11 protein-coding genes, 2 tRNA genes and 1 riboswitch are annotated in these 13084 nt (G+C 37.5%); of the genes, 8 read left to right on the forward strand and 5 right to left on the reverse strand.

The annotated features are described in order from the left end of the window. Nucleotides 1-64: 64 nt before the first annotated feature. Both metE and HME7025_RS07990 read right to left on the reverse strand, forming a co-directional pair. On the reverse strand, nt 65-2380 hold the full coding sequence (gene metE / locus HME7025_RS07985) for a 5-methyltetrahydropteroyltriglutamate--homocysteine S-methyltransferase (RefSeq protein ID WP_109323129.1): 2316 nt from the start codon (nt 2378-2380) through the stop codon (nt 65-67). Between the two features lie 155 nt (nt 2381-2535). Continuing rightward, a riboswitch (cobalamin riboswitch) is annotated at nt 2536-2715 on the reverse strand. A gap of 239 nt (nt 2716-2954) precedes the next feature. Beyond that, nucleotides 2955-3027: transfer RNA gene (locus tag HME7025_RS07990), tRNA-Lys, on the reverse strand. A gap of 134 nt (nt 3028-3161) precedes the next feature. On the opposite strand from HME7025_RS07990, the gene HME7025_RS07995 reads away from it, so the two are divergent. Then, nucleotides 3162-3899: a hypothetical protein gene (locus HME7025_RS07995; RefSeq protein ID WP_109323130.1), complete on the forward strand. Its 738-nt coding sequence runs from the start codon at nt 3162-3164 to the stop codon at nt 3897-3899. Here the strand turns inward: HME7025_RS07995 and holA are convergent. Continuing rightward, entirely contained in the window at nt 3896-4945 is a 1050-nt protein-coding gene (gene holA, locus HME7025_RS08000; RefSeq protein ID WP_109323131.1) for a DNA polymerase III subunit delta, read from the reverse strand. The two genes, HME7025_RS07995 and holA, sit on opposite strands and share 4 nt — an antisense overlap. A 122-nt stretch (nt 4946-5067) precedes the next feature. On the opposite strand from holA, the gene HME7025_RS08005 reads away from it, so the two are divergent. Next, a complete protein-coding gene (locus HME7025_RS08005) occupies nt 5068-5583 on the forward strand; it encodes an FKBP-type peptidyl-prolyl cis-trans isomerase (RefSeq protein ID WP_109323132.1) in 516 nt (171 codons plus the stop codon). Nucleotides 5584-5684: 101 nt separating this feature from the next. Here the strand turns inward: HME7025_RS08005 and HME7025_RS08010 are convergent, their stop codons facing one another. Then, nucleotides 5685-6152 (reverse strand): deoxycytidylate deaminase, encoded by a 468-nt coding sequence (locus HME7025_RS08010; protein WP_109323133.1) that lies wholly within the window; start codon nt 6150-6152, stop codon nt 5685-5687. A 584-nt stretch (nt 6153-6736) separates the two neighbouring features. Between HME7025_RS08010 and HME7025_RS08015 the strand changes: the two genes are divergently transcribed. Next, entirely contained in the window at nt 6737-7075 is a 339-nt protein-coding gene (locus tag HME7025_RS08015) for a GIY-YIG nuclease family protein (protein ID WP_109323134.1), read from the forward strand. A gap of 366 nt (nt 7076-7441) precedes the next feature. On the opposite strand, the gene HME7025_RS08020 is transcribed toward HME7025_RS08015, so the two are convergent. Then, nucleotides 7442-7515, reverse strand: a tRNA-Met gene (locus HME7025_RS08020). 163 nt (nt 7516-7678) lie between these two features. Here HME7025_RS08020 and HME7025_RS08025 point away from each other — a divergent pair. The 5 genes from HME7025_RS08025 (at nt 7679) to HME7025_RS08045 (ending at nt 13074) form a co-directional block, all read left to right on the forward strand. Continuing rightward, nucleotides 7679-8071, forward strand: a complete 393-nt coding sequence (locus tag HME7025_RS08025; RefSeq protein WP_109323135.1) for an START-like domain-containing protein — start codon at nt 7679-7681, stop codon at nt 8069-8071. A gap of 1 nt (nt 8072) precedes the next feature. Beyond that, nucleotides 8073-9533, forward strand: coding sequence for an LptF/LptG family permease (locus HME7025_RS08030; RefSeq protein WP_109323136.1), 1461 nt, complete (start codon nt 8073-8075; stop codon nt 9531-9533). 77 nt (nt 9534-9610) lie between these two features. Beyond that, nucleotides 9611-9886 (forward strand): 30S ribosomal protein S15, encoded by a 276-nt coding sequence (gene rpsO / locus HME7025_RS08035; protein ID WP_109323137.1) that lies wholly within the window; start codon nt 9611-9613, stop codon nt 9884-9886. Between the two features lie 117 nt (nt 9887-10003). Then, entirely contained in the window at nt 10004-12151 is a 2148-nt protein-coding gene (gene pnp / locus HME7025_RS08040; protein ID WP_109323138.1) for a polyribonucleotide nucleotidyltransferase, read from the forward strand. Between the two features lie 59 nt (nt 12152-12210). Further along, on the forward strand, nt 12211-13074 hold the full coding sequence (locus tag HME7025_RS08045) for a sigma-70 family RNA polymerase sigma factor (RefSeq protein ID WP_109323139.1): 864 nt from the start codon (nt 12211-12213) through the stop codon (nt 13072-13074). The last annotated feature ends 10 nt before the right edge of the window (nt 13075-13084 follow it).

A 13084-nucleotide genomic window follows, 5' to 3' on the forward strand; every position in this document is an offset into this window, starting at 1 on the left:
AACTAGAAATCAATGCAGGCAACTACTAATTGTAATTGCCTGCTTGATCAAAACATCCATCTAATTATTGTTGAGACAATCGCAATGCTTTGGCAGCATTTACCATCTCAATTAATGCCAATTTAGTTTCATCCCATCCTCTAGTCTTTAACCCACAATCTGGATTTACCCAAAGATTTTCAGACGGTAATACTCCTTTTGCTTTTTCCATTAAGGTTATCATTTCATCCTTTGATGGAACTCTGGGGGAATGTATGTCATACACACCTGGACCAATTTCATTGGGATATTTGAACTTAGCAAATGCATCCAATAAATCCATTTGAGAACGACTACATTCAATGGTTATAACATCAGCATCCATATCTGCTATATTTTGAATTATATCATTGAATTCGGAATAACACATGTGAGTATGAATTTGGGTATCATTTTTTACGCCACTTGCTGATATGCGAAAAGCCCTAACAGCCCAGCGTAAATATTCCTGCCAATTTTCATCTCTCAAAGGCAAACCTTCTCGAATTGCAGGTTCATCAATCTGTATAATTTTAATACCTTCCTTTTCCAAATCAACTACTTCATCTCTAATGGCTAAAGCTATTTGTGTGCAGGTTTCACTTCGAGGCTGGTCATTTCGAACAAAACTCCATTGTAAAATGGTAACAGGACCCGTTAGCATACCCTTTACCCATTTTTTTGTTAATGACTGCGCATATGAGGTCCACTTAACAGTCATTGGTAATGGCCTACTTACATCGCCATAAATAATGGGAGGTTTCACACAACGGCTACCATAACTTTGTACCCACCCATTTTTAGAAAACGTAAAACCATCCAATTGTTCTCCAAAATACTCCACCATATCATTACGTTCGAACTCGCCATGCACTAATACGTCTAGGCCAATTTCTTCCTGCCACTTTATGGCTTCTGTTGTTTCTTTTGCAATTAAAGCATCATATTGCTCTTGCGACAGTTCTCCTTTTTTAAACTTGGCTCTCCAGGTCCTTACTTCGGCAGTTTGTGGAAATGAGCCAATCGTTGTAGTTGGAAAAATAGGCAACTGAAGTACTTCATGTTGTTTTGTTTTCCTTATTGAAAAATCATTTATCCTTTGAGCGTCCTTTTCCGAAATTGAAACAACTCGTTCTTTTACTTTTTCATTGTGGATAAGGAGGGATGTTTTACGGCTTTCATTGGCTATTTTATTCTCATTGAATTTTAAATTGGCGATTGTTGGATTTTCACCGATAGCTAATTGTTTTAAAATGACCACTTCGTCAATTTTTTGCTTCGCAAAAGAGAGCCATTGTTTAATCTCGGGTGTTAAAACAGTATCATTCGTCTCTAAATCTAAATCACATGGTGAATGAATTAACGAACATGAAGGAGCTATCCAAATTCTATCTGCTCCAATTTTTTCAATAGCCTTGTTAATGATTGAAAGGGATTGTTGAAAATCGTTTTTCCAGATATTTCTACCATCAACTAGGCCTAATGAGAGCTTATTTTTTGACCGAACAAAATCAGTTTGTAATATGTCATCTAATTGAGCTGGGCATCGAACTAAATCTAGATGTAATGTTTGTACAGGGAGATTTAATACAGTTTGCAAATTTTGTCCGTAACATTCAAAATAACTTGCTAAAATGATGTGTAAATCAGGGAAACGATTACTTATTTCTTGATAGGTAGTTGAAATAGCTTCCTGTTCAAACTTGTTTAAATTCAATGATAAGCATGGTTCATCAAACTGAACGTAATTAACGCCAACTTCAACCAATTTATTCAATATCTCAAAATAAATTGGCAACAAGTTTTCAATTAGGCTGATTCTGTGAAATCCAGCCTCTTTTTCTTTCCCTAATAACAAATAAGAAACGGGTCCTAACAATACAGGCTTAGCATTAATCCCATATTCTTTTGCTTCTAAGAATTCATTTAATACTTTGGTTGAGTACAAAGTAAATTTTTGATTTACTACGAATTCTGGAACTAGGTAGTGGTAATTCGTGTCGAACCACTTGGTCATTTCCATGGCAGTAACATCGTAATCATCTTTCTGGTAGCCTCTTGCCATGGCAAATAACAAGTCTATTTCAGATAACTTTTTTTCATGTAAAAGACTTTGGTACCTGCCCGGAATTGCTCCAACCATTAAGCTGGTGTCAAGTACTTGATCATAAAATGAAAAGTCATTGCAAGGTATCAAGTCAATACCTGCATTCTTTTGAATTTGCCAATTTTGTTGGCGAATTGTGCTTCCAGTTTGTAGCAGTTGCTGAACGGGAATCTTACCCGACCAATACTGTTCGGATGCTTTTTTGAGCTCACGTTGGCTACCTATCCTCGGATAGCCTAAGTTGTGTGTTTGCATTTTGAATGCTTTTAAAATGAATAATTATTTAAAAGCTCAATTACTAAACGTCACAATGTCGAGTGAAATATTGAGATATAAGAATACGCGATCGCCATACCTTATAGAAGGCATAGTGTGCGTTAGTCTGACTACCTGCTTCATTCCACGAAAGCATTGTCAATACGGTAAAGGCAGGTCTCCTGACTTGTAACTTTTTTACCGTCCTTCCCGCTTTTGAGCAGTGGACAACGTGGGTAAAAAATTCGCGTTACTTACAGTTGCGGGACAGCTTGTGATTCACACACAATTCCCTATTAATTTACGTAGGTAAAACCTTTGCCGCTTGTTGAATATTTTAAGTAATGAACTTGAAACAAAGATAGCTATTTCACGAATAAATCACTACTTCTTAAGTGTTGATGGAATTAGACAAAGCTATTTATCTAGTTCAAAAGGAAATTATGTAGTAGGGTTAACTAATGTATCAGTTGGTGCTATTCGGAATGAATTAAGAGAGAATACAGATTTCATTATTTAGCACCTTAAAAACAAAAAAACCTTGCCAAAATGACAAGGTTTCTTAATTTAAAAGTGATCCCGCTGGGATTCGAACCCAGGACCCATACATTAAAAGTGTATTGCTCTACCAACTGAGCTACGGAATCATCAAGCTTACGCTTGTATATCAATTGACCCACTCTGGAGTCGAAAGGAAGTTTAGCCACTGGCCAACTTCTGTTTGCAAAAGCAGAACATTTTCCCCTTATTGCGGTGCAAAACTAGTACGGTTTTTCGAATTATGCAAGTCTATCATCTAAATAAAATTATATTTTTTGCACTTTTTTCTTTCTTCGTTTGGCAACCTGCTTATAGCCAAATAGATAGAAATCAATTGGCCCTGGCAGATTCTCTGTTTAAATCCAATCGATTATTGGAAGCGGAAAAAATTTATTTACCATTCGCAGAATCCCAGCGCAACGAAAATGAAACAATCCGATTAAAATTAGCCTACATCGCCAAGGCTAAAAATGATTGGCTACAAGAATTATATTATTTATCTAGTTTACAAGCTGAGCAAGACAGGCCAGCCATCGCTAAGCGACTTCAAGAAATAGGGGATAGGCAGTCGCTCTCCGGTTTTCAAATCAATCTCATGGACCAATTTCTATGGATTTATTTTACTTATTTTCCTTACCTCATGGGATTTCTTTTTGCTCTGGCTTTTTATGTTGTTGGAATTCTCAGCTTCAAAAAAGTTAAAAAAATGAAAATCAAGACCTATAGCCTGTATTATTTAGGATTTTATTTATTGTTTTTGACTTGGTTTGCCAATTTCCCAGCTTTACTTCAATACGGTATTATCACCAAGGAGAAGGCTTATTTGAGAGATTATGCCTCTTCTGCCGCACCTGTTAAGCAAATGCTCAAAAAAGGAAATCGAATTATTCACTGGCAGAAAAAAGATATCTGGGTAAACTGCTATTTTGAAGGAGAGCTTGGCTATGTCAAGGCCGACGATTACTTACCGATTAATTAGAGGTTAAATATTTCAAAACTGAGATCTAAAATAATTTCTCTTTCTTTATCTCCATTACCAATAACTCCTTTTACACGTAAATCTGCGTTTTTAATGGCTTCTATGATACGAACTACCTTTCCAAGAGGGTAATTACGCTTGGCTAAGGTATAATCCTTGACAAAGTAAGGATTGACGCCGAGAGCGCTAGCCATTTCTCCATCCGAGATTGCACCTAAATCATGTACTTGCAAAACTTTGGCAAAGAAATTAAACAACATGATCAACATCGGTGCCGCTGGGTTTTGTTTAGTATTATCAGCAAAATAAAAAGCTATTTTCTGTCCCTTCTCTCCATTTCGTTGTATAATGGCTTTTTGAAATTCAAAATAATTATACTCACGACTTATCCCAATGTATTTCTCTACTTCATCTAAGCCTATTTCTTTGCCTTGTGGTACATTAACAACCAATTTATCGGCTTCATGTGCCATTCGCTTTAAATCAGTCCCTACAAACGAAACCATTAACTCCTGAGCATTGGCCTGAATATGCAAAGAATGAGAACCCAAATAATCTTTCAGCCAAACTCCTAAACGATCCTCTGAGATTTTCTTCGAAGTTACAACCACCCCTTTTTTATCTAAAGGAGCTAAAATTTTGGATTTATCAGTCAGTAAGGTCTTCAGCGTAAAAACTAGTATTGTCGACTCCGTGGGTCTTTCACAATAATCTACCCAAGCTTTCCAATCTGTATTTCCTTTGTCTTTAGTATTTGTTTTCCCTTTGGCCATAGCTTCCAAAAAAACGGCTTCTTTCACAATGATAACCTGTTTGTCTGACATCATTGGAAATCTTCGGGCATAGGAAATCACTTCCGCTAAGCTTTGATCTTTTCCATACATGACAAATTGATTAAAGCTCTGCTGGTCTGGACTCAACACTTTATTTTCAAAAGCATCCACCACTTGGTCAATAAAAAACGGCTCATCCCCATGTATTAGGTAAATAGGTGCCAATTTTTGTTGTTTGATGTCTTTTAATACGTCTTGAGCACTTTTTTGCATGGAAATCTTGAAATTTAATTCGAAACACAAAGCTAATCAAAAGCTTTTGATCCAAAAATATTAATGCAGGAGCATCAAGCTTTACAAATTAATCCCGTAGGTTTGCTGTAAAATAGAACAATATGCAGATTAAACTGAACTCCGTTGTATTCATTTCTTACCAATTATCATTCCCGAATGAGGAAGGTGAGCCAGAAGTGGTGGAAATAGTTGACGAAAATGAACCTATGGTATTCATCCATGGATTGAGTGGATTGCCAGAAGCTTTCGAAGCTAATTTAAATGGCCTTTCAGCTAATGATACCTTTGATTTTACTATTCAGGCAGAAGACGCTTATGGCGTTGTTGACCCTAATGCCATTATAGATTTACCAAAATCCATCTTTCAAATTGAAGGACAAGATACGAGTGATATGTTGAAAGTCGGGAATTTCATTCCTATGACTGACGATCAAGGAAATCGTATGCAAGGTATGGTAGTTCAAGTAGGTCCTGAAACCGTTACTATGGACTTTAACCATCCACTGGCAGAAAAAGACTTAATGTTCAGTGGAAAAGTAATTAAAATACGTGAAGCTACTGCCGAAGAAATTGCTCATGGCCATGTGCATGGCGAAGGTGGAGTGCATCATCATTAATTGTTAATGTAGCATGTAAAATGTAGAATGTAGAATGTAGAATTAAGAATTTTTATAGTTCCCAAAATTCATTCTACATTCTACATTCTACATTCTTCATTCTACTGCAATTCCATTTCAGAATAAGCCATCACATCAACGCCAAATTTGCGTAAAAAATCCACCCCTTCGTCCGAAGGAAGACCTTTGTAGGCAGCATAAGAATTTAAGTAAATTACTCGTTTGATTTTCATGCTATAAATGATTCTCGCGCAGGAGATGCAAGGGGAGAGGGTCACATAAATGGTGGATCCTTCCACATCAGCTCCATTTTTGGAGGCATATAAAATAGCATTTTGTTCGGCATGTAAAGCCAAAGAACATGATCCTTTGGAATCTCTAGGACAACCGTCTTCGCCAAATTCATCATCGCAATTATGTGTTCCCGCTGGTGGGCCATTGTAGCCAATGGATATAATTCGGGTTTCTTTAGTGAGAACACATCCTACTTGGGCACGGGTACAATGCGATCTCAAAGCTAAATTTTGAGCTAATTCCATGAAAATCGCATCGAATGGGGGTTTATTCATATAGACAGAAGAATCGGTGAGGCAAATTTGACCACAAATATCTGATTTATTTTTCAATTGAATAGCAGTGGGCTTTCTTTTAAATCAAAACTCGGAGTGCTGAAGGTCTCTTCGGGGAGGCTAATGTAACTGAAATTATTAAAAGCAATCAGGTATCTTCGAGAGCCTCAGATACCTGATATTCTGAATGAATACTGAGGTGTACTTGATAGAGAATGAGATAGTTCAAGGTGGCTGAGGTTCTCGAAGCCACCTCAGCTTATTGAAAGCAATCAGGTATCCTCGAGGGCCTCAGATACCTGATATAAATGTATAGTTGCCGAGGTGCTTGTGAGTTGATGAGATAGCAGCAGGTAGCTGAGGTTCTCGAAGCCACCTCAGCTTATTGAAAGCAATCAGGTATCTTCGAGGGCCTCAGATACCTGATATAAATAAATGGTTACCGGGGTGCTTGATAGAGAATGAGATAGTTCAAGGTGGCTGAGGTTCTCGAAGCCACCTATCTACTAATTGATATATTAAATTGTTCACAAAAAATATAATTCCAATATCATAACTTTCTGATAATACCTAACCAAATAAACATGAAAGGATACATGTATATTTTAAAATGTTGCGATGATAGTTATTACTGCGGAAGCACAAAAGACCTTCGAAGACGAATCAAAAAACACCAAATGGGTTTAGGAGCCAATCACACAAAAAATAGGTTACCTGTCTCATTAATCTATTATGAAATATTCCCTCGAATTGATTTAGCTTTTCATCGAGAGAAGCAAGTACAGGGATGGAGAAGGGAGAAAAAAGAGGCTTTAATTAAAGGTGATCATCATTTATTACCTAAACTAGCAATGGCACATCGAGATATACAGCTCCTGTGTCTTCGAGATCCTCAGATACCTGATATTCTGAATGAATACTGAGGTGCTTAATAGAGAGTGAGATAGTAGCAGGTGGCTGAGGTTCTAGAAGTCACCTCAAATTATTGAAAGTGTTTGAGATTCTGTCAGGTATCTTCGAGGGCCTCAGATATCTGATATTCTGAATGAATACTGAGGTGTACTTGATAGAGAATGAGATAGTAGCAGGTGGCTCAGGTTCTAGAAGTCACCTCAAATTATTGAAAGTGTTTAAGATTCTGTCAAGTATCTTCTAGAGACTCAGATACCTGATATAAATGAATGATAGTTGAGGGTGCTTAATAGAGAGTGAGATAGCAGCAGGTGGCTGAGGCTCTCGAAGCCACCTGCAAAAAAAAAGACAAATCTCTCGACTTGTCTTTCTAATTGTAGCGGGGAGCAGAATCGAACTGCCGACCTTTGGGTTATGAATCCAACGCTCTAACCATCTGAGCTACCCCGCCAAATTGCGTTGCAAAGGTAGTAGAAAGCGATTAGAGTCACAAATAATTTCTTAATATTGATTAATTTTGTGGCAGATTTGGGATTTAGCTTAGAAATAATACCTTTGCTAAAAGCGGGTTAGAATCGTGAGTGAAAAGCCTAATCCATTAATAGATAAATGATATGCCAGCAAATAATTTTGAGTTTGAATACGAGGTAAAAGCCTCACCAAAAGTACTTTACCCATATTTAAGTACCGCATCAGGTCTTCAACAGTGGTTTGCTGATAAAGTCACAGTCCCTAACGCCAGCACCTTTCATTTTTACTGGGATGACGAAAATCATCCTGCGGTTTTAATTCAAAGTAAATTGAACAAATTCGTTCGATTTGAGTTTTTAAATCCCAAAGATGAGACTTCCAAAGGTTTTATCGAACTCAAATTAGAAGTCAGCGAACTTTCCAATACCACCTATTTAAAAGTAACAGATAGTGCATCAACTTTTAAATCAGACGATGATGCTGCCGAACTTTGGGATTATCTTTGCGATAAATTAAAAGAAATCGTCGGGAGCTAACATGCGTAAAATAGATAAACTAGTCCTCAATGCCTTTTGGGGGCCATTTGTTCTTACTTTCCTTATTGTCATTTTCATTTTCCTTTTGCGATTGGTGCTTTTTTACTTTGCCGATCTATTTGGAAAAGACCTGGGTGCGACCGTTTACGTCGAACTGTTCTTTTATTTTTCCTTAATTACCGTACCACTTGCCATGCCTTTATCCATATTGTTGTCCTCCTTGATGACATTTGGAAAATTGGGAGAAAACTTTGAATTGACTGCTCTGAAAAGTGCAGGAATTTCCGTTTTTCGCATCTTTAGGCCTATTTTTGTCACTACTGTACTTATCAGCATCTTTATGTTTTGGTTTGTCAATGTGGCGCTTCCTTGGGCTAACTTGAAAGGATGGAGCTTGTTGTATGACATCAAAACCACTAAAACTACTTTAAATATCAAAGAAGGAATTTTTTATAATGACCTTCCAGGATATTCCATCAAGGTAGCGAAGAAATTTCCCGACAATAAAACACTGAAGTCGCTTATTATCTATGACCATACTGGAAACGACGGAAATCGACATGTCACTGTGGCGGATTCTGCCCAGATGTATACCATTTTGGATAGAAAATACTTGATATTCGAACTCTTTAATGGGAAAGATTACATTGAAGATGCTGATCGAGGACCTGGCAATGATTTATCTGAACTAGCTATTCACAGCTTTAAACGAAGTAAAATTGTGATGTCGCTGTCTGGTTTTGATTTACAAAAAACCGAGGAAAATCAGTTTGCCCACCATCAAATCATGCGGAATAACAACCAATTGGCCGATGATGCCGATTCATTGTCGAGGAACATTCGCAACATGAGAAAGGGTTTCAACATAGCTTCAAGTGTATATTATGTCTATTTCAGGAAACCTATAGGAGCATCACTTCGGAGCATGAACCATCATACGAAATGGATAGGGCCAAAAATTGCTGAAAAGTCAAAAAGTAGTAAAGATTTCCGCCCCATGGAAGAATTGGCCAAACAAGAAGTCCAAAATCTGATTGCTTTCGGTCAAACCAATGAAGTCAATTTAGCCGAACGTGTCACCGAACTTAAAAAAACCGATTTGGAATGGCATCATAAATTCACCAATTCCTTGGCGGTATTAGTCATGTTCCTGATTGGCGCACCCCTAGGGGCCATTATCAAAAAAGGAGGTTTTGGCATTCCAGTTGTCGTAGCGGTTTCTTTCTTTATTTTGATGTATATCTTAACCCAACAAGGGGATAAGATGGCTAAAGAAGGGAAGGTGCTAGTGGAAATTGGTGCTTGGATCTCCAATGGTATTTTGACGCTAATAGGTGCCTATTTCCTTCGAATAGCTTTGAAAGACTCTCGACTTTTTGAATCAGATTTCTACAGAATCCTTTGGGATCGAATAAAAACCTATTGGGAGAATCGCAAGAACAGAATATCATCCAAGGCTTAAGTGATACTATTTGGAATTTCTCTTAAAAATTCCTACTTTTGCAAATTAATTTTTCACAATTTAAAAACTGGTAAAAGATGTATTTGTCACCCGAGAAAAAACAAGAAATTTTTGAATCTAAAGGGAAAGCAAAGTCAAAAATCGATACTGGTTCTGCTGAATCGCAAATTGCGTTATTTACATTCAGAATCAATCATTTGACGGAGCACCTTAAGAAAAACAAGAAAGATCACAGCACACGCTTAGGTCTTTTGAAATTAGTTGGTAAGCGTCGTCGTTTACTTGATTACTTAACTCGTACTGATATTACACGTTATCGTGCTATCATCGCTGAATTAGGTATTCGTAAATAAGATTAATTGCAGGGTTTCATGTCATGAAGCCCTGCTTTATTCATTGCGGTACAGTTTGAATCATCAAACAAACATCTTTATTCTACGCATAGGGCGTAGTAATTTATTCAAAAACGTATGTCATTTAACATTATTACGAAACATATTTCAATGCCTGACGGCAAGGAAATCCAAATCGAAACTGGCAAACTAGCCAAGCAAGCCGATGGAGCCGTTGTAGTCAAATCCGGAAATATGATGTTGTTAGCTACTGTAGTAGCCAACAAAGAGGCCAAAGAAGGAGTAGATTTCCTTCCATTATCTGTAGATTATCAAGAAAAATTTGCGTCAAACGGACGTATTCCTGGTTCTTTCCTTAAAAGAGAGGCTCGCCTTTCTGATTATGAAATTCTTATCTCTCGTTTAGTTGACCGTGCTTTGCGTCCAACTTTCCCAGATGATTATCATGCAGACGTTCAAGTTTTAATCAACTTAATATCTGCTGATTCCGAAGTTTTACCAGATGCATTTGTAGGTTTAGCTGCTGCTGCTGCTTTGGCAGTTTCAGATATTCCATTCAATGGACCTATTTCTGAAGTTCGTGTTGCCAAAATCAACGGTGAATATAAAGTAAATCCAAGCGTTAGCGAATTAGCTGGGGCTAGTTTAGAATTAATCGTTGCTGCCAACGAAAACGATATTTTGATGGTAGAAGGCGAAGGCGACGAAGTTTCTGAAATAGAAATGCTCGAAGCTTTAAAAATCGCTCACGAAGCAATCAAATTACAATGTGCTGCTTTAAATGAATTGACTGTTGCGGCAGGAAAGACAGAAAAGCGCACTTATTCACACGAAACACATGATGAAGAATTACGTGCAGAGTTGTGGAAAAACTATTATGAGAAATATTTGGCAGTAGCTAAGCAAGCAAATCCTAAAAAGGATGAGCGCAAAGCAGCTTTCAAAGCTATCGTTGATGAGTATGTAGCTTCATTACCTGAAGATCATACTGTTAATCTTTCCTTAGCGAAACATTATTTCCACGATATCGAGAAAGAAGCAGCACGTCAATTGGTATTGCAAGAGCGTTACCGTTTAGATGGCCGTAAATTGAACGAAATTCGTCAAATTACTTGTGAAGTAGATTATTTACCTACTCCTCACGGTTCTTCTGTATTTACTCGTGGAGAAACACAATCATTGACGACTGTTACCTTAGGAACTAAGATGGATGAGCAAATCATCGATCAACCAATGACTCAAGGTTATAATAAGTTCATGCTACACTACAACTTCCCAGGTTTCTCAACAGGTGAAGTTAAACCAAACCGTGGTGTAGGCCGTCGTGAAGTAGGACATGGTAATTTAGCTATGCGTGCTATCAAGAAAGTACTTCCTAAAATGGAAGACTTCCCTTATACATTGCGTATCGTTTCTGATATTTTAGAATCCAATGGTTCATCATCTATGGCAACTGTTTGTGCAGGTACCTTAGCCTTGATGGATGCCGGTGTTAAAATCAAAGCTCCAGTTTCTGGTATTGCTATGGGTTTAATCTCTGATTCAAAAACGGGTAAATATGCTGTTCTTTCCGACATTTTAGGTGATGAAGATCACTTAGGAGATATGGACTTTAAAGTAACAGGAACAGAAAATGGTATTACGGCTTGCCAAATGGACATTAAAGTTCAAGGACTTTCTTACGAAGTATTAGTTGAAGCTTTATCTCAAGCTAAAGAAGGTCGTTTACACATCTTAAATGAGATGAAAAAAGCGATTCCTCAAGTGAGAGAAGATTTCAAACCTCAAACTCCACGCGCTACAGTTATCAAGATCATGAAAGACCAAATTGGTGCGGTAATCGGACCAGGTGGTAAAGTAGTTCAAGATATCCAAAAGCAATCAGGCGCTACAGTAACGATTGAAGAAAAAGAAGATGGTGGTTATGTAAGCGTATTCTCTGCCAACGGAGCTGCTATGGACCATGCTGTTCGAATGATCAAAGGCATCGTTACTATTCCAGAAGTAGGTGAGGTATATGAAGGTAAAGTGAAAAACATTCAAGCATTTGGTGCTTTTGTGGAATTTTTACCTGGAAAAGATGGTTTACTACACATCTCTGAGATTTCTTGGGATCGCATCGAAACCATGGATGGCGTTTTCAAAGAAGGAGACAAAGTGAAAGTAAAATTGGTAGAAGTAGACAAGAAAACAGGAAAATTCCGTTTATCTGCTAAAGTGTTATTACCAAAACCAGAACGTAGCTCAGAAAATTCTGACAACTAATATGTTATTTCATGGGTTATATGTTTTTATATAACCCATTCATTCTTTTGTAAGCCCCTATGAGACAGCTAAAAATTAGCAAACAGATTACCAACAGGGAGAGTCAATCACTCGACAAATACCTACAAGAAATTGGCAAGGTGGATTTGTTGACCCCAGATGAGGAAGTAATCCTCGCTCAAAAAATTAGAGATGGGGACCAATTATCCTTAGAACGTCTCACGAAAGCCAATTTACGTTTCGTCGTGTCTGTGGCAAAACAATATCAAAACCAAGGACTAAGCTTAGGTGATTTAATCAACGAAGGAAACCTAGGATTGATTAAAGCAGCACAGCGTTTTGATGAAACTCGTGGATTTAAATTTATTTCTTATGCCGTTTGGTGGATTCGTCAATCCATCTTACAAGCATTAGCTGAGCAATCTAGAATTGTTCGTTTGCCTTTGAACCGCGTAGGTTCATTGAATAAAATTTCAAAAACCTTTTCTGAGTTAGAACAAAAATTTGAACGTGAACCTTCTCCTGAAGAATTAGCGGAAGTTTTAGAAATCTCAACAGGGGAGGTCGTTGACACATTAAAAATATCAGGTCGTCACGTATCCATGGATGCACCTTTTGTGCAGGGAGAGGAAAACTCGTTATTAGATGTGTTAGAAAATGATTCAGAAGATAAGCCAGACTCTGGTTTGATCAATGATTCTCTTCGTAGAGAAGTTCAACGTGCGCTATCTACCTTAACGCAAAGAGAAGCCGATGTGGTAACCTTGTATTTTGGTTTGAATGGAGAACATGCTATGACTTTAGAAGAAATTGGAGAAAAATTCAATTTGACTCGTGAACGTGTAAGACAAATTAAAGAAAAAGCGATTCGTCGTTTACGCCACACTTCAAGAAGTAAAGCTCTGAAAACATATCTTGGATAATTTTAAAAAG

This window comes from Aquirufa nivalisilvae (assembly GCF_003143535.1).
Classification (GTDB): Bacteria; Bacteroidota; Bacteroidia; order Cytophagales; family Spirosomataceae; genus Aquirufa; species Aquirufa nivalisilvae.